Annotated in this window: 16 protein-coding genes; all 16 read left to right on the top strand. The window is 48.0% G+C overall.

Annotation, left to right across the window (positions count from 1 at the left end):
- The first annotated feature begins 19 nt into the window (after positions 1–19).
- The 16 genes from tsaE (at position 20) to M0415_RS11120 (ending at position 17,297) form a co-directional block, all read left to right on the top strand.
- Positions 20–478: a tRNA (adenosine(37)-N6)-threonylcarbamoyltransferase complex ATPase subunit type 1 TsaE gene (tsaE, locus tag M0415_RS11195; RefSeq protein ID WP_011621395.1), complete on the top strand. Its 459-nt coding sequence runs from the start codon at positions 20–22 to the stop codon at positions 476–478.
- A 9-nt stretch (positions 479–487) separates the two neighbouring features.
- Positions 488–1,879 carry an N-acetylmuramoyl-L-alanine amidase gene (locus tag M0415_RS11190; protein ID WP_249553606.1) on the top strand — a complete coding sequence of 464 codons (1,392 nt, stop codon included), beginning with the start codon at positions 488–490 and terminating at the stop codon, positions 1,877–1,879.
- A 13-nt stretch (positions 1,880–1,892) separates the two neighbouring features.
- Complete coding sequence (mutL, locus tag M0415_RS11185) at positions 1,893–3,839, top strand: DNA mismatch repair endonuclease MutL (RefSeq protein ID WP_249553608.1); 1,947 nt, start codon at positions 1,893–1,895, stop codon at positions 3,837–3,839.
- Positions 3,832–4,758, top strand: a complete 927-nt coding sequence (gene miaA / locus M0415_RS11180; RefSeq protein WP_249553610.1) for a tRNA (adenosine(37)-N6)-dimethylallyltransferase MiaA — start codon at positions 3,832–3,834, stop codon at positions 4,756–4,758. The genes mutL and miaA overlap by 8 nt, the downstream gene beginning before the upstream one ends.
- Before the next feature lie 92 nt (positions 4,759–4,850).
- Positions 4,851–5,123: an RNA chaperone Hfq gene (gene hfq / locus M0415_RS11175; protein WP_011070934.1), complete on the top strand. Its 273-nt coding sequence runs from the start codon at positions 4,851–4,853 to the stop codon at positions 5,121–5,123.
- 23 nt (positions 5,124–5,146) lie between these two features.
- Positions 5,147–6,454, top strand: coding sequence for a ribosome rescue GTPase HflX (gene hflX / locus M0415_RS11170; RefSeq protein WP_011715789.1), 1,308 nt, complete (start codon positions 5,147–5,149; stop codon positions 6,452–6,454).
- A gap of 36 nt (positions 6,455–6,490) precedes the next feature.
- Positions 6,491–7,636 (top strand): FtsH protease activity modulator HflK, encoded by a 1,146-nt coding sequence (gene hflK / locus M0415_RS11165; protein WP_011715790.1) that lies wholly within the window; start codon positions 6,491–6,493, stop codon positions 7,634–7,636.
- Between the two features lie 3 nt (positions 7,637–7,639).
- Positions 7,640–8,533 (top strand): protease modulator HflC, encoded by an 894-nt coding sequence (hflC, locus tag M0415_RS11160; RefSeq protein WP_249553612.1) that lies wholly within the window; start codon positions 7,640–7,642, stop codon positions 8,531–8,533.
- A 366-nt stretch (positions 8,534–8,899) separates the two neighbouring features.
- Positions 8,900–9,490, top strand: a complete 591-nt coding sequence (gene petA / locus M0415_RS11155; protein WP_011715792.1) for a ubiquinol-cytochrome c reductase iron-sulfur subunit — start codon at positions 8,900–8,902, stop codon at positions 9,488–9,490.
- On the top strand, positions 9,490–10,704 hold the full coding sequence (locus tag M0415_RS11150) for a cytochrome b (RefSeq protein WP_011715793.1): 1,215 nt from the start codon (positions 9,490–9,492) through the stop codon (positions 10,702–10,704). Before petA ends, M0415_RS11150 begins: the two co-directional genes overlap by 1 nt.
- Positions 10,704–11,402, top strand: a complete 699-nt coding sequence (locus M0415_RS11145; protein ID WP_011715794.1) for a cytochrome c1 — start codon at positions 10,704–10,706, stop codon at positions 11,400–11,402. Before M0415_RS11150 ends, M0415_RS11145 begins: the two co-directional genes overlap by 1 nt.
- 96 nt (positions 11,403–11,498) lie before the next feature.
- Positions 11,499–12,128, top strand: a complete 630-nt coding sequence (sspA, locus tag M0415_RS11140) for a stringent starvation protein SspA (RefSeq protein ID WP_011715795.1) — start codon at positions 11,499–11,501, stop codon at positions 12,126–12,128.
- A complete protein-coding gene (locus tag M0415_RS11135; RefSeq protein WP_011715796.1) occupies positions 12,128–12,565 on the top strand; it encodes a ClpXP protease specificity-enhancing factor in 438 nt (145 codons plus the stop codon). The genes sspA and M0415_RS11135 overlap by 1 nt, the downstream gene beginning before the upstream one ends.
- A gap of 156 nt (positions 12,566–12,721) precedes the next feature.
- Positions 12,722–13,303: an anthranilate synthase component II gene (locus M0415_RS11130; RefSeq protein WP_249553614.1), complete on the top strand. Its 582-nt coding sequence runs from the start codon at positions 12,722–12,724 to the stop codon at positions 13,301–13,303.
- Between the two features lie 168 nt (positions 13,304–13,471).
- Positions 13,472–15,952 (top strand): S9 family peptidase, encoded by a 2,481-nt coding sequence (locus tag M0415_RS11125; protein WP_249553616.1) that lies wholly within the window; start codon positions 13,472–13,474, stop codon positions 15,950–15,952.
- A 199-nt stretch (positions 15,953–16,151) separates the two neighbouring features.
- Positions 16,152–17,297, top strand: coding sequence for an HDOD domain-containing protein (locus tag M0415_RS11120; protein WP_088211783.1), 1,146 nt, complete (start codon positions 16,152–16,154; stop codon positions 17,295–17,297).
- Positions 17,298–17,321: the final 24 nt, after the last annotated feature.

Raw genomic sequence — 17,321 nt, 5'->3', positions numbered from 1 at the left:
AGCAGTGATAAAAGCGGAAATGACAGAGTTAACCTTTCAATTAAATAACGAAGACGAGACTATTGCGGTTGGGCAAAAATTGGCCCGCCATATTCAAGCGCCTTTGACTCTGTATTTGACGGGGGATTTAGGGGCGGGTAAAACCACTCTGAGCCGCGGGTTAATCCAAGGATTAGGGCATAAAGGAGCGGTAAAGAGCCCGACCTACACTTTAGTTGAACCTTATGAGCTAGACGGTGTCGAAGTTTATCATTTTGATTTGTATCGTTTAAACGATCCTGAAGAACTCGAGTTCATGGGGATCCGTGATTACTTTACCGATAGCAGCCTGTGCATTGTGGAATGGCCCGACAAAGGTCATGGACTCTTGCCCGATGCCGATATTCACCTGCATTTAAATTATGTTAACCAAGGACGTGAAATCCAAATTCGAGCCTTAACAGAATCAGGTAAAAAGCTATTAGCCGCAATAAAATAAAAAACAAAGATGACTAAAAATAAGCATTACTTTCAAACTATTACTCTTTTTCTGTTCGCTTTTTTTGCTGTAGCGGCCCATGCTGCTAACCAGCTTGAGGGCGTGCGTATTTGGGCTGCCCCCGAGTCGACCCGTGTGGTGTTCGATTTGAGCGAAGCACCTAATTACACTTATTTTTCCCTCGATGGGCCCAATCGTTTGGTGGTCGACCTTAAAAAGGCGTCGACAAAACTGAGCCTGAAAAATATCGATAACAACAGTAAATTGGTTAAGGGGGTTCGCGTCAGCAAATCACCCACTAAAGGTGATTTACGTTTGGTGATCGATCTGGTTAAGCCATTAAATGCCAACCTATTTTCCCTACCAGTGACGGCGCCCTATGGCAATCGTCTGGTGGTGGATCTCGAGGATAAAACCTTAACCACGGCGACAGCTGTGGTGAGTTCAACTCCCGTTAAAACGGTTACTCAATCGGCGCAATCCTCCCGTGATATTGTGGTGGCGATTGATGCGGGCCACGGTGGCGATGATCCTGGTTCTATTGGCCCTTCTGGTGTTTACGAGAAAAAAGTGGCACTGGAGATAGCCAAAAGAGTGGCCAGTAAGATCAACGACACGCCGGGTATGCGCGCCGTGATGATCCGTACCGGCGATTACTTTGTGAATTTGAACAAGCGCTCTGAGCTCGCCCGTAACAGTAAGGCCGATTTACTGATTTCTATCCACGCCGATGCCTTTACCTCGCCCCAGCCAAAGGGGGCGTCTGTGTGGGTATTATCGATGCGCCGCGCGAACAGTGAAATTGGTCGTTGGTTAGAGCAAAAAGAGAAACACTCAGAACTTTTAGGTGGTGCAGGGGAAATTATCCAAAATACCGATAATGAACAGTATCTTGCAATGACTTTGCTCGATATGTCCATGAACAGTTCGATGGCCATAGGTCACTCTGTTGCTGGGGATATTCTCAAGGATCTTGGTTCAGTGACTGAGCTGCATAAGAGCCGCCCAGAGTCTGCCAGCCTTGCGGTATTAAAATCCCCCGATATTCCCTCCATTCTGGTGGAGACAGGATTTATCTCGAATCCGAAGGAAGAAAGGTTACTTAATAGCAGTCGCCATCAGGAAAGTATCGCAACCGCTATCTATAAAGGCGTTAGCCGTTATTTCCACAATAACCCGCCGGCAGATACCTTGCTCGCGAAGCGTAATAGCGGTGGCACAACGGCCAGCTCGAGCGCGAAATCCTCCTCGGGAAATATCAAGCACAAGGTGAGCCGCGGCGAGTCACTTTCGGCGATTGCTCAGCGTTATCAAGTGCCTATGGCAAGCATTAAGCGCGCCAATGGCATGAAAACGGATGTGGTACAACTCGGGCAAACACTCGTTATTCCTGAGAGTTAATAGGATGAAATCTATGGGGATCCAGATCCTTCCGCCGCAATTAGCCAACCAAATCGCCGCTGGTGAAGTGGTCGAACGGCCAGCTTCTGTGGTGAAGGAGCTTGTCGAGAACAGCCTAGATGCTGGGGCGACGCGCATCGATATCGAAATCGATAAAGGCGGCAGCAAGCTGATTAAGATCCGCGACAATGGTTCGGGGATCCCAAAGGATGAGCTGGCCTTGGCTTTGTCGCGCCATGCCACCTCGAAATTGCATTCCCTTGACGACCTTGAAGCGATTCTCAGCTTTGGTTTTCGCGGTGAGGCATTGGCGAGTATCAGTTCAGTGTCTCGCTTAACCTTGACTTCGCGAACGGCCGAGCAAACGGAAGCGTGGCAGGCTTATGCCGAAGGCGTCGATATGGCGGTAAAAGTCATGCCGGCCGCGCATCCTGTTGGTTCAACTATCGAAGTTGTCGATCTGTTTTTTAATACGCCCGCTCGCAGACGTTTTCTTAAAAGCGATAAAACCGAATTTACCCATATCGATGAATGGCTAAAGCGCATTGCATTAGTGCGCGGGGATATCCACTTTACCTTGAATCACAATGGTAAAACCGTGCGCAACTATCGTCCGGCGATGAATGAGCCGCAGTATTTGCAGCGGTTGACTCAGGTTGCTGGGCGCCAATTTGCCGATGAGGCATTGCGGGTCGAATGCCAACACGATGACCTGCGTTTAAGTGGTTATTTACAGTCGCCTTGGTCAACGGTGTTAACCGACACCCATTACTTTTATGTGAATGGCCGCTTAGTGCGCGACCGTTTAGTCAATCATGCGGTGCGCCAAGCATTTGCCCAAAAAGCCGAGGTCGAACAGCCGGGTTATGTGTTGATGCTGGATATCGATCCCCATCAGGTGGATGTGAACGTGCATCCGGCGAAACACGAAGTGCGCTTTCATCAGAGCCGTTATGTGCATGATTATATTCTTCAGGCACTGCAATCGGCGCTCGAAGAAGCGGGCGAGCTGGGTTTTGAGCGTCCTTTCGAGCCGAATTCGCCACAGGCTAGGGATGAGGTCTCTCTCTCCGAATCTGGGGCGCAGGCACAAACTAAGCATCATGCCTTCGAGCTGCAATCGCCTGAATCTAAAACGCATTCAACTTGGGATGAAGCTTCACGTGTTGATACTTCTCGCGCCGAGATGTCACGGGAAAGCCGGGTCGATTCGCCGCTAGGTGAGCGTACTCGGGATAATGCCAGTGCGCGTCCTTACGCTGGCGTGCAGAGCAATGCCTACGGCAGTATGGCCGTTCCGCGGGAGTCTCGCAATGGTTCGGCAGGGGAAAGTCGTGCCCGAGCCGAGCTTCCTTCTAAGGCGGCTATCGCCAGTTACGGAGAATTGTTGCAGACGCCATCCTATAGCGTGCAGGACAAGCCGTATCAACCTGTGCTTGCAATGCCCGCCATACTCAATGGTCAATATTGGGTGTTGGCGCAAGGGCAAAACTTGAGTCTATTGCCGATTCAATCTGTGGCGTTAGCGACCCGTAGCCATGAGATAGAAACAAAGCTGGCAACGGGTTTGATAGGTCAGCCCTTATTGATGCCAGTATCGATTGCCGCCGATACGGATTGGCCTGCATTACTCGAAGAACATGAAACACTTATCCGGCAATTAGGATTAGAACTAACAATTCGCTATCAGCAGTTGATAATTAAAAAAGTGCCCCCATATCTCAGGGATAGCCAGTTAGCGAAGGTGATCCCCGAGTGGTTGCAATCCCTACGTTTTGAAGCTCCAGCACCTAATGCATTGGCTGTGTGGCTGGCAGAGCAGAGTTTAACTGGATTTACCTCGGCTGCGGATATTTGGGCGGCCTATTGTCAGTTAACTGAAGAGAAAAGACAGCAAATTGCCGATAAAGCAGTATCCTTACCTTGGCAATCGTGGCTAGAAGAGCAAGCAATTGAATAAAGAATTACAGCCAAAAGTGGTGTTTTTGATGGGACCAACGGCGTCCGGAAAAACCGCTTTAGCACTCGAATTAGCCGAAAAGCATAATTGCGAGATTATCTCGGTTGATTCAGCATTGATCTATCGCGGCATGGACATTGGCAGTGCTAAGCCCTCTGCCGAGGAATTAGCACGAGGTCCGCATCGACTGATCGACATCCGCGATCCGGCAGAGAGCTACTCCGCCGCCGATTTTAGAACCGATGCGCTGCGCGAGATTGAACAGATTATTAGCATGGGCAAGACCCCCGTATTAGTGGGCGGCACCATGATGTACTTTAAGGCGCTTTTAGAAGGATTATCGCCGTTACCGAGTGCAGATGAGGCGATTCGAGCCGATATTCAAGCCGAAGCGGACGCAAACGGATGGGAAGCACTGCACGAGCAATTAAGGGAGATAGATCCCGTATCGGCAGAAAGAATTCATCCTAATGATCCACAAAGGCTTTCAAGAGCGATAGAAGTATATAGAATAAGCGGTAAGAGTCTGACCGAGTTAACTCAAACCAAGTCGGCTCCTTTACCCTACGATGTGGTGCAATTTGCCATTGCGCCCCGTGAGCGCAAAGTGCTGCATGAGTTAATCGGGCAGCGTTTTCGGATAATGTTAGAGCAAGGTTTTATTGATGAAGTCGCCCAGCTGAAAGCGAGAGGTGACCTACATTTAGATTTGCCCTCAATGCGTTGCGTGGGATATCGACAATGTTGGCAGTATCTCGATGGTGAATTTGACTATGATACTATGGTCGAAAAAGCCGTTGCCGCTACTAGGCAATTAGCTAAGCGTCAATTAACATGGTTGCGTAGTTGGCCAGAGTTGAATTGGCTTGAAAGTGGTGCTGAGGGGAATTTAGTTACACTTATGCGTCAATGCCGCTAGCTTATTAGCCCTTGCTGTATAATACTAAAACTAAACAAAAAACTTCACTGATAACGATTTATTTTTATATAAATTAAAAAGGAAATAATAAAATGGCTAAGGGGCAATCTTTACAAGACCCATTTTTGAACGCACTACGCCGCGAGCGCGTTCCTGTATCAATTTACTTGGTAAACGGCATTAAACTCCAAGGACAGGTAGAGTCGTTTGATCAGTTTGTCATTCTGTTGAAAAACACAGTGAGCCAAATGGTTTACAAACACGCTATTTCTACCGTAGTACCTGCTCGTCCATTTAACGTTGCTGGCCATCAAAATGCCCAGGGCGGTTATGGCGCGCAAGACGATATGCCAAGTGGCGAATAAGTTTTAATTGAGGAGTTTGCTTCTTGTTTGATCGTTATGAGGCGGGAGAAACAGCGGTTCTTGTCCATATCGACTTTTCCGATGAGGAACGCCGGGAAGACTTAGTCGAGTTACAGCTATTAGTCGAGTCAGCTGGAGCACGCTCAGTCGGGGTCATTACTGGAAGTCGACGCTCACCAGACCGTAAGTTTTTTATTGGTTCTGGTAAAGCCGAGGAGTTAGCTGCATTAGTGGCTGCGACCGAGGCGAATGTGGTTATTTTCAATCACGCCTTGAGTCCTGCTCAAGAGCGAAACCTTGAACAGGTGTGTCAGTGCCGTGTATTGGACCGAACCACGCTGATCTTGGATATTTTCGCTCAACGTGCTCGGACCCATGAAGGTAAGTTACAGGTGGAGCTAGCGCAATTGCGCCACATGTCGACGCGTCTTGTGCGTGGTTGGACTCACCTTGAGCGCCAAAAAGGCGGTATCGGTTTACGTGGCCCGGGTGAAACCCAGCTCGAAACCGATAGACGTTTGCTCAGGGGCCGTATTAAAAATATCAATAAACGCTTAGAGCGTGTTGATAAACAACGTGAGCAGAGTCGCCGCGCCCGTAAGCGTAGTGACATGCCAACAGTCTCATTAGTGGGTTATACCAACGCGGGCAAGTCAACGCTGTTTAATGCCTTAACCTCATCTGATGTTTATGCAGCCGACCAGCTATTTGCCACACTCGACCCCACATTGAGAAAGTTAGATCTGCCCGACGGTGCCGTGATTTTAGCGGACACTGTAGGTTTTATTCGCCATTTACCACACGATCTGGTTGCCGCGTTCAAGGCAACATTGCAGGAAACGCGTCAAGCGGATTTATTGCTGCATATTGTTGATTGTGCTGATGAAAATATGGCGGATAACTTCGAGCAGGTACAAAACGTGCTCGAAGATATCGATGCAGCCGAGGTGATGCAGTTGGTCGTTTGTAATAAAATCGACCTGCTTGAGGATGTCACGCCGCGCATCGAATACGATGAACACGGTAAGCCCGTGCGCGTCTGGCTTTCGGCACAAAAACGTTTGGGATTTGATCTGCTCCTGAAGGCAATCACCGAGTTGATTGGTGAAGTTATTCATGAGTTTACACTTAAGATTCCGGCAACTGCTGGACATTATCTTGGCCAGTTTTATCGACTGGATGCGATACAGCAGAAAGAGTACGACGATCTGGGGAACTGTATTTTGTCTGTTCGTTTATCGGATGCCGATTGGCGCCGATTAGCTAAACAGAGTCAGGGTGAGTTAGAAACCTTTATCTTCGATCCGTCGACAGAAAAGGCTGTTTGTTAATAATCTAATTTATTTCATCCACTTATGGAGTGCTAAATGGCTTGGAACGAGCCCGGTAACAAGGGTAATGATCCTTGGGGAAATAAAGGTGGTAACGACAAAGGACCACCAGACCTTGATGAGGTTTTTCGTAATCTTTCAAAACGCTTTGGCGGCAAAGGCAATGGCTCATCAGGCCAGAGCTTTAGTTCGTTCAGCTTAATCATCATTCTTGCCATCGCTTTTGTTGTTTGGGGACTCTCGGGTTTTTACACCATTAAAGAAGCTGAGCGTGGTGTTGCGCTGCGTTTTGGTCAGCACATTGGTGAGGTGGGGCCTGGTCTGCATTGGAAGGCTACGTTTATCGACCAGATTTATCCCGTTGATGTGCAGTCTGTTCGCTCCATTCCTGCTTCTGGCAGCATGTTGACCTCAGATGAAAACGTCGTGAAGGTCGAGTTGGACGTACAGTATCGTATTCTTGATGCGTATTCTTATCTGTTCAGTGCCGTTGATGCGAATGCCAGCTTACGCGAAGCCACAGACAGTGCGCTGCGTTATGTTATCGGCCACAACAAGATGGACGATATTCTGACCACGGGTCGTGATGCGATTCGTCGCGACACTTGGAAAGAACTCGAGCGCATCATTGAGCCGTACAAATTAGGCTTAGCCATTGTTGACGTTAACTTTTTGCCAGCGCGTCCACCTGAAGAAGTGAAAGATGCTTTCGACGATGCGATTGCGGCGCAAGAAGACGAACAACGCTTTATCCGTGAAGCCGAAGCTTATGCTCGTGAAGTTGAGCCAAAAGCGCGCGGTGAAGTTGAGCGTATGGCGCAACAAGCGAATGCCTATAAAGAGCGTGAAATTCTTGAAGCTCGCGGTAAAGTGGCTCGTTTCGAGTTACTGTTACCTGAGTACCAAGCGGCACCTGAAGTCACCCGTAAGCGTTTGTATCTCGATGCAATGCAGCAGGTGATGACAGATACCAACAAGGTACTGATCGACGCCAAGAACAATGGCAATTTAATGTATTTGCCTTTAGACAAGTTAATGAAAGAGAAGCCTGTGACTACGCCAGAGGTTGAGCATAAGGCTCAGCAGAACGTCAATTCTTCATCTATGTCAACGACTCGCATTGGTGAGCCTTTGAGTGGACGCCCTTCTCGCGAGGACCGTGCTCGCCAAGGGAGGGAGTAATCCATGGGTAGATTAAGTATTGTTCTGATTGCCATCGTATTAGGCATAGGTCTGTCATCTGTGATGGTCGTTAATGAAGGCGAGCGTGCGATTGTGGCGCGTTTCGGTGAAATCGTTAAAGACAAAGTTGACAGCAAACCAGTGACCCGCGTTTTCGGCCCAGGCATACACTTTAAAGTGCCAGTGATCGATAAAGTGAAGTTACTCGATGCGCGTATCCAAACCTTAGATGGTGCAGCGGATCGTTTCGTTACCTCTGAGAAGAAAGATTTGATGGTCGACTCCTATGTGAAGTGGCGTATTTTCGACTTCGAAAAATATTACCTCTCTACTAACGGTGGTATTAAGTCGAATGCCGAGACCTTACTACAACGTAAGATCAACAACGATTTACGTACCGAGTTTGGTCGCCGCACTATCAAAGAAATTGTTTCTGGTAAACGTGATGAGCTGCAAAATGATGCGTTAGAAAACGCCTCTGAAAGCGCTAAAGACTTAGGTATTGAAGTGGTTGACGTGCGTGTGAAGCAAATCAACTTACCTGCAAACGTGAGTAACAGTATTTACCAACGTATGCGTGCCGAACGTCAAGCGGTTGCCAAAGAGCATAGAGCACAGGGTAAAGAGCAGTCTGAAATTATCCGTGCGACCATTGATGCCAACGTGACCGTGAAGATTGCTGAAGCCGAGCGTAAAGCCTTAACCATCCGCGGTGAAGGTGATGCGCAAGCCGCGAAGATTTATTCTGATGCTTACAGTAAAGATCCTGAGTTTTTCAGCTTCTTACGTAGCTTAGATGCTTACCGTGCGAGTTTCTCCGGCAACTCTGACGTCATGGTGTTAGAACCGGATAGCGAGTTCTTCAAATATATGAAGAGCACTTCACCTAAGAAGTAAGCAATCAATAGTGTTTTGAATGGGTCCTGACAACAGGGCCCATTTTTTTATCTGCGGGAAATGTAAAGTGACAAAATGGGAGCTGGAGTTATATTAGCGATGCATGGATTATGCCGACCTCACAGTCCATTTGCTCAAAAAGTATATCAAAACGATTAAAATCGCTTAATAGTTGTGCTTTTTTTGTCCGTTTTTTAAAAAACACGCAATCTCCCTAACTTAGTTGAGTGTTTTCACTATGATCTGCTTCTAATTTTTAGCTATAATGAGCCCCGCTTCAAACTTCGATTTTTGCCCATGGTGATAACTAGGTGGCAGAAAGTCTTTGAAAAACAAAAATTCCAACACCCTCTGGGAGATAAGTGGATGAGCAATGCGCCAGTCGATACCGGACGTCGCAGATTCCTGACAGCCGCAACCGCCGTAGTAGGTGGTGCTGGTGCCGTCGCTGTAGCGGTTCCTTTCATCAAGTCATGGAATCCGAGTGCCAAGGCGAAAGCTGCAGGTGCGCCGGTAGAAGTAAATATCAGTAAAATTGAGCCAGGTCAGCTGATCCGTGTTGAATGGCGTGGAAAACCTGTATGGGTTGTCCGTCGCACAGAAGCAGTGATTAATGAACTGCCAACACACGACGATAAGCTAAGAGATCCAGCGTCTGCAGAAATGCAACAACCTGAATATGCAACAAATCCTCTGCGTTCTATTAAGCCAGAGTATTTTATTGCCGTCGGTATTTGTACCCACCTAGGATGTTCACCAACTTATTTACCAGATTCATTTGGTGAGCAAGTTCAAGGCGTGACTTCTGGTTTCTTCTGTCCATGTCATGGTTCTAAGTTCGATATGGCGGGCCGCGTATTCCAAGGCGTTCCAGCTCCATTGAACCTAGTTATCCCTCCACATCAATACGTTGATGATGGCACCGTTATCATCGGTGTAGATAAAGGAGTGGCGTAATGGTTAAGAATTTAATTAATTGGATCGATGCGCGTATCCCAATGACGGCGACTTATAACCGTCACGTGGGTCAGTATGCGACGCCAACTAACTTTAACTTCTGGTACTTCTTCGGTTCATTAGCCATGTTGGTATTGGTTAACCAATTACTGACGGGTATCTGGTTGACCATGAACTATGTACCAACAGCAGAAGGCGCGTTCGCCTCTGTTGAATACATCATGCGTGACGTAGAGTACGGCTGGTTATTGCGTTATATGCACTCCACTGGGGCGTCTGCATTCTTCGTGGTGATCTACTTACATATGTTCCGTGGTCTGATTTACGGTTCATATCAAAAGCCTAGAGAACTGCTGTGGCTATTCGGTATGTTGATTTTCCTCGTGCTAATGGCTGAAGCCTTTATGGGTTACTTGCTGCCATGGGGACAAATGTCTTACTGGGGCGCGCAGGTAATTATTTCTCTGTTCGGTGCTATCCCTGTTATCGGTGATGACTTAACCCTGTGGATCCGTGGTGACTACGTGATCTCTGGCGCGACACTGAACCGTTTCTTCGCTCTGCACGTTATCGCACTGCCATTAGTGTTAGTGGTTTTAGTGTTCTTACACTTAATCGCGCTGCACGAAGTGGGTTCAAACAACCCAGACGGTATCGAAATCAAGAAGAACAAAGACGAGAATGGCTGGCCAGTCGACGGTATTCCATTCCACCCATACTACACAGTTAAAGATATTATGGGCGTTGCGGGCTTCCTGATCGTGTTCTGTTACGTGCTATTCTTCATCCCTGAAGGCGGCGGTTACTTCCTTGAGAAGCCAAACTTTGAAGCGGCTAACCCAATGAAGACACCAGAGCACATTGCGCCGGTATGGTACTTCACTCCGTTCTACGCCATCTTACGTGCTGTTCCCGATAAATTGGGCGGTGTGGTAATGATGGGTCTGTCGATTGCAGTGCTGTTCGTATTGCCTTGGTTAGACCGTTGTAAAGTGAAGTCAATTCGCTACCGCAGCACGCTGCACAAGTTGAACATCGCTCAGTTCGCTGTATCGTTCATCGTCTTAGGTTACTTAGGCGCTGTACCTGCAACACCAGAGCTGACTATTGTTGCACGTATCTTCACTGTGACGTATTTCGGCTACTTCTTATTACTGTGGTTATACAGCAAAAATGAGAAAACTAAGCCTGTTCCAGCGAGGTTGACACACTAATGAAAAAATTACTGATTGCATTAGTTACTTTGATCCCGACGCTGGCGATGGCCGCGAGTGGACACAATGTACATTTAGAAAAAGCCAATGTTGATCTGCATGATAAGGCTTCTTTAGAGCGTGGTCTGGACATGTTCCAACACTATTGCTCTGGTTGTCACAGCACTCAGTATCAACGCTATGAGCGTGTGGCGAACGATATCGGTATTTCAGCCGATGATATGCGTAGCAAGTACATGTTTACCGATGCCAAAATCGGTGAGCTGATGCAAAACGCAATTCCACACAAAGATGCAGCTAAGTGGTTCGGTGCAACACCACCAGACTTAACCTTAGTCGCACGTGTTCGTGGCGAAGATTGGGTGTATTCATACCTCAAAGGCTTCTACAAAGACCCAAGCCGTCCATTCGGCGTAAACAATACTGTCTTCCCATCTGTGGGTATGCCACACGTTCTTGAAGAACTGCAAGGCACGCCTGTTAAGCAAGAAGATGGCACTATTGTGGTCTCTGGTGGTAAGTTAAATGCAGAAGAGTATGACCAAGCAGTACGTGATATCACTGGCTTCTTAGTCTATTCGGCTGAACCTGTTAAGTTAGAGCGTCAAGCTTTAGGTTGGTGGGTACTTGGATTCCTGTTTATCTTCTTTATTGTGGCCTACCTCTTGAAGAAAGAGTACTGGAAAGATGTACACTAGGCACCAATAACGGGTAAAATATAGTATCCGCATAGTGTAAACGGGGGGCTTTGCCCCTCGTTTACTTTTGTTTTATTTCGACTCTGGAGGGTATCAATGGCTGTTGCTGCCAACAAACGCTCTGTCATGACACTGTTTTCAGGTGCTGATGATCTGTATAGCCATCAAGTGCGTATCGTGTTAGCTGAGAAAGGGGTTACTGTTGATGTTTTACAGGTCGACCCAAACGAAATGCCTGAAGATTTACTTGAAGTAAATCCTTATAACTCAGTGCCAACCTTGTTAGATCGTGAACTCGTTCTGTATGAATCACGTATCATCATGGAATACTTGGATGAGCGTTTCCCTCATCCGCCGTTGATGCCTGTTTACCCAGTATCTCGCGGCCAAAGCCGTTTGATGATGCACCGCATCGATACTGACTGGTACTCACTCGTTGACCGTATTCGTAAAGGCGACCGCGCCGAAGCGGCCCGTAAAGAACTGACTGAAAGTTTACTTTCAATCGCGCCAGTATTTGGTGAAATGCCTTACTTTATGAGCGAAGAATTCGGTTTAGCGGATTGCTACCTCGGCCCATTATTATGGCGTTTACCTGTATTAGGTATCGAGTTAGACAGCCGTGTAGCGAAAGACATCAAAGCTTACATGACACGTATTTTCGAGCGTGAATCATTTAAAGCTTCGTTGACTGAAGCTGAACGCGAAATGCGCATGGGAATGTAATGAAAGCGTTGACTCCAAATCGTCCTTATTTACTCAGGGCTTACTACGATTGGTTGATGGACAACCAATTAACGCCTCACGTTGTCGTGGATGCCTTTGTGAAAGGCACCCAAGTACCACAGCAGTACGTGAAGGATGGCCAGATCGTATTAAATATCGCGGCCAGCGCGGTGGGCAATTTGCAAATTGGTAATGAATTTGTGGAGTTCAATGCGCGTTTCGGTGGTGTACCTCAACAGGTATTATTGCCAATGGCCTCGATTGTGGCCATTTACGCCCGTGAAAATGGCGCAGGGACTGTCTTCGATATTGAAGATGCATACTTGGTCGAAGAGGAAGCCGAATCGACCTTGTCTGTTATCGAGACAAACGAGAAGCCAACCGAACCAACGGATGAGCCGCCTAAGCGTCGCAGTCATTTAACCTTAGTTAAATAGGTTACTTGCACCCTGTTCTATACTCTTGAAAGCCAGTCTATCGACTGGCTTTTTTATTGGATAAAGGTTTAATCCGCGCAAAGGCCTGTGGTAGGATTTGCGCCGCATTTCAGCCGTGGAGTGCATCGACTTACCATTTGAGCCAATGGATTTTGTATGTTGCTAATGATCGACAATTACGACTCTTTCACCTTTAACTTAGTGCAGTATTTTCAGCAGTTAGGGCAAGAGATCGTGGTTAAACGCAATGATGAAATCAGCTTAGCGGAAATCGAGGCGCTGGCACCGAGCCATTTAGTCATCTCTCCTGGCCCCTGTTCGCCTAATGAGGCGGGGATTTCCCTCGCGGCGATTGAGCATTTTTCCGATCGTTTGCCTATCCTCGGTGTGTGTTTGGGGCATCAAGCTATGGCGCAGGTGTTTGGTGCCAAGGTTGTGCGAGCGCAGCGGGTGATGCATGGTAAAGTCAGTGCGATTACTCATACTGGCGAGCGCCTGTTTAAAGGGTTAAATCAGCCATTAACTGTAACCCGCTATCATTCACTGTTGGTTGATGCTGTCCCAGAGGGATTTGTGCTGGACGCTTGGTTTGACGACCCAACCCATGGGCGCGAAATCATGGCCATGAGCCATAAGCAGCTGCCACTCTTTGGCGTGCAATTTCACCCCGAGTCGATTTTGACCGAGCAAGGCCATGAATTGTTGGCAAATTTCTTGTCGCAATCGGCTCTGGCTTAATCGAAAAGATCCATTCAGCTCTAATCTTTGTTACAAGATTTCTCCTCCTTTTAAGCAAATATGTCGCCCAAGTGTGATATAACTGCCGCAAAACGACGCTTACCCACTCGCGTTGGAGTCTACTCCATAGTGTTGCTAGGGCTGCGATAACAATAAAAGGAAGGACGAATGAACAGCGTAATGCGAAATTTGGGTTTAAGTGCGTTAGCCGTTGCGGTATTGACGAGTTGCGCCGCCATCTCAACTGAAACGGCGACTCCCGCAACCACACCACAGGCCTATCAAGTCCCTTTAGCTCAGCCTCCCCAAGTTTCAAAACCCCTTACGCTGAACCAAATTATGGCGAACCCAGATTGGATGGGGATTTTCGCCAAGGAAGCCTACTGGAGCGATGACAGCCAGAGCGTTTTCTTTGCCCGCCAACCTAGCGCATCGCCGCTACGGAATTATTATCAGCAGGGCATTAATGACAGCCGCGCCGTTGAACTGGCCATCGATAAACTACACGCGGCGGACCAACAATTTGGTGTGTTAGACAATGCTAAGGCCAACAAGGCGTATCTCTATCAAGGCAATATTTTTGTTAAGCATTTAAGCTCTGGCAAAATCACCCAGCTTACCCGTCAGCGCACTGCCATCAGTGGACTGCGTTACCTCAACAATGGCGATATCGCCTATTGGCAAGGGGATAATGTTTTCCAAATCCATCAAGACAGTGGATTAGTGGAGCAGTTGGCTGAAATCAAAATGGCGAAAGCGCCCGATGGCGTGAAAGAGCCGAGCAGCTACTTAGCCAAGCAGCAGCATAGACTCATTCAATATGTGGCGTTGCAGCAAGAAAATGCCAAAGCCAAAGAACAGTTTAAGAACGAACTGCAAAAGAGCGATCCGACCCTTGCCGCCAACACTTGGTATCTCGGTGATGCCGAGGTGGTGTCTGAGCTGAGTTTGTCGCCAGACGGTCGCTATCTGTTTGTGGCCTTAACCGATAAAAACTACACCGGCAGCAGTGAACACGACATCATGCCAAACTACCTCGGTAGCGAAGGCTATATCGACCCTGTGCCAGTCCGCGCCCGTGTTGCAGAAGATACGCCACCGGGGCAACGCTTTGTGGTACTTGATCTAAATGAGCATAAACAGATTGATGTGACTATCGAAGGCCTAACAGGCTTCGATGAGGACGTTTTAGCTAAGGTGAAGAGTGAAAACGCCAAGGCAAAAGGTGAGTCGTATCAAAGTACTAAGGCTCCCCGTAAAATCCAGCTGATGCAGGATTGGGGCTGGACTCAAAGCGCGATTCAATGGCATGAGTCTGAGGACAAGCTGGCGGTGATGGTCGAAGCGACCGATAACAAAGACCGCTGGATTGCCAGTGTCGATCTGGCAAAGGGCAAGTTTATCACCGAGCACCGCCTCCATGATGATGCTTGGGTGAACTACGACTATAACCAATTTGGTTGGTTACCTGGAACAGACACACTTTACTATCTCTCTGAAGAAACAGGTTATTCCCAGCTTTATATCAAGCCCCGTGGCGAAAAGCCCCGCGCCTTGACTCAAGGTAAGTTTGTGGTGAGCGATATTACTCTCTCGCCTGATGCAAACTACATCTACTACAAGGCTAACCAAAGTCACCCCGGCATTTACAACGTTCACCGTGTGAATATCGCCTCGGGCAAAAATGAGCAATTAACCCTGTGGGACGGTAATTTAGATTACAGCTTAAGCCCCGATGGCACTAAGTTGCTGCTGAATGCCTCTCGCCGTACAGCGCCGAATGAGCTGTATATTCAGCCGATTGGCGGTGAGTTAAAACAGCTCACGTCATACACCAGCGATGCCTTTAAGCAATATCCATGGCAAGCACCTGAAGTGGTTGCAGTTCCTTCCAACCATGGCGCTGGCCAAGTATATGCGCGGGTTTATTTGCCGCAGGGTTATGACAAATCCCGCGCTGAGAAATACCCCGCCGTTATCTTTAACCATGGTGCGGGCTACTTACAGAATGCCGATTATGGTTTCAGTGGTTACTTCCGTGAGTTTATGTTCCACAACCTACTGACCCAGCAGGGTTATGTGGTGATGGACATGGATTACCGTGGTTCTAAAGGCTATGGTCGCGACTGGCGTACGGCGATTTATCGCAACATGGGTCACCCAGAGGTCGAAGACTTAAAAGACGGCGTGACTTGGATGGGCCAAAATGCCAACGTGGATATTAAGCGTGTCGGTACCTATGGTGGTTCTTACGGCGGCTTCTTAACCTTTATGTCCTTGTTTACTGAGCCTGAGTTATTCCAAGCAGGCGCTGCATTGCGCCCTGTGGCGGATTGGGCGCATTACAACGCGCCATACACCTCCAACATCTTAAACACACCGGATGTTGACCCTATCGCCTACGAGCGTAGCTCGCCCATCGAGCACGCCCAAGGTCTGACTAAGCCGCTACTTATCATGAGTGGCGTGATGGATGACAACGTGTTCTTCCAAGATAGCGTGCGTATGGTGCAGCACCTTATCGAGCTGGAAAAACCTATGTTCGAAACCGCGATTTATCCGGTTGAGCCCCACGGCTTCCGTCAGCCATCGAGCTGGTTAGACGAATATCGCCGTATTTATAAGCTGTTTGAACAAGAGCTTAAGTAAATCGCGCGATAATATGAAGGCCTCTATATGAGGCCTTTTTGTTGCGCGGATTTCGGCGGCTGTGAATCTAATCAGGGCTGTAAAATAGTCACCTGTTTGCTTATTGCCAAGATGTAACCTATATGCTGAAATTGTCATGTTTTTAACGATTTTAGCGTATGCGCGCCACTTAGCACGGGCGAGATAGGAAAGATAAACTGTGGCGATATCGGTAGCGGGCGGCGTTAGACCCGGCAAAATTATAGAGATAGAACATAGGCTCTATCAGCAACTGATCCTCGGTAAGCAAAAGGCCGGCCCAACCTTATTGGATGATTTAGACCGAGAGCTTGAGGCCGATGCCAATAAACTCGATGTTGAGCGAGAGGCGATTCTGTCGCGGCTACTCAAACAAATTCAGGCCCGTGAAGTCTTTGAGGCCATTTCCAAGCAACTCATCGAAACGGTCAATAATGCCATTGAGCATCAACTGGCATCCCCAGAGTTAGTGCTGGCAAAGTCGGATATTAACGAGTCACAGATCCTGTTACTCGAGCTGTTGCTGGCAAAAAACCTCGATGCGACCCGGTTAAGACCTTTAATCAGTAATTTAAGCTGGTTATGCCGCGATTTAACCAATATGGTCAATAGCCCGGCATTTCGGGCGCGCCGCCCGCAGAGCTCCGATGTGCGCGTCACTGATATCAAATTAGTGATGAATTACATTGGCATCGAAAACCTGCGCACTATTATTCCTTACTTTTGCCTGCGTAATTGGCTGCCCAGTGGCAACGCTAAGTTACTCTGGACCACCCGTAAGTTGTGGCGCTACAGCATTGTTAGCGGAATAGCAGCGAATGCGTTAGCGCAGCTTCATAATACTGACTCAGCCCTAGTTTATAGTGGCGCATTATTGAATCAGTTAGGCACCTCGGTTGTGCTGAGTCTCAGTGCTCGCTTATTCGATAAAACTTGGGGCAATTGGATCCGCGAGGCTAGCTCGAGTCGCGATAAAGAAGTGTATGATGCGGTCATTGCTACTGAGTTTCCGGCCAAGGCGGTATTTGAGCAAGTGCTGAGCCATGGGCATAAGCTTAATTGGCAGCTATTAGAGTTACTTAAGTTTGAACAGAGTCCATTAACTCAATTGCTTAAAGAGTTGGACCAAACCTTAACTTACCGTGAACTCTCTATGCCGGCCGCATTAGTGGCACGGGCGAATTGTTATGCTAAGGTGCTGTTGCTCGAAGAGATGCGCCAAATCGAACCTCAGGAGAGACGTCTGATGTTCGATTATTACGAGTTGAGCGAACAGGAAGTACTGCGCCTAAAAGCACAGAATTATCGGAAGTTGGATCTGCTGTGATCTGCACGCCGTTCCCATCGGTGT

The organism is Shewanella sp. 10B, assembly GCF_023475885.1.
Taxonomy (GTDB): domain Bacteria; phylum Pseudomonadota; class Gammaproteobacteria; order Enterobacterales; family Shewanellaceae; genus Shewanella; species Shewanella mangrovisoli.
The sequence above is the reverse complement of the archived record's forward strand: the minus strand, read 5'-3'. Positions and strand labels throughout refer to the sequence as shown.

Bases quoted from the DNA above. Each gene is read 5' to 3' on its own strand.
- tsaE (WP_011621395.1), top strand. From the start codon at position 20: ATGACAGAGTTAACCTTTCAATTAAATAACGAAGACGAGACTATTGCG.
- M0415_RS11190 (WP_249553606.1), top strand. From the start codon at position 488: ATGACTAAAAATAAGCATTACTTTCAAACTATTACTCTTTTTCTGTTC.
- mutL (WP_249553608.1), top strand. From the start codon at position 1,893: ATGGGGATCCAGATCCTTCCGCCGCAATTAGCCAACCAAATCGCCGCT.
- hfq (WP_011070934.1), top strand. From the start codon at position 4,851: ATGGCTAAGGGGCAATCTTTACAAGACCCATTTTTGAACGCACTACGC.
- hflK (WP_011715790.1), top strand. From the start codon at position 6,491: ATGGCTTGGAACGAGCCCGGTAACAAGGGTAATGATCCTTGGGGAAAT.
- hflC (WP_249553612.1), top strand. From the start codon at position 7,640: ATGGGTAGATTAAGTATTGTTCTGATTGCCATCGTATTAGGCATAGGT.
- petA (WP_011715792.1), top strand. From the start codon at position 8,900: ATGAGCAATGCGCCAGTCGATACCGGACGTCGCAGATTCCTGACAGCC.
- M0415_RS11150 (WP_011715793.1), top strand. From the start codon at position 9,490: ATGGTTAAGAATTTAATTAATTGGATCGATGCGCGTATCCCAATGACG.
- M0415_RS11145 (WP_011715794.1), top strand. From the start codon at position 10,704: ATGAAAAAATTACTGATTGCATTAGTTACTTTGATCCCGACGCTGGCG.
- sspA (WP_011715795.1), top strand. From the start codon at position 11,499: ATGGCTGTTGCTGCCAACAAACGCTCTGTCATGACACTGTTTTCAGGT.
- M0415_RS11135 (WP_011715796.1), top strand. From the start codon at position 12,128: ATGAAAGCGTTGACTCCAAATCGTCCTTATTTACTCAGGGCTTACTAC.
- M0415_RS11130 (WP_249553614.1), top strand. From the start codon at position 12,722: ATGTTGCTAATGATCGACAATTACGACTCTTTCACCTTTAACTTAGTG.
- M0415_RS11125 (WP_249553616.1), top strand. From the start codon at position 13,472: ATGAACAGCGTAATGCGAAATTTGGGTTTAAGTGCGTTAGCCGTTGCG.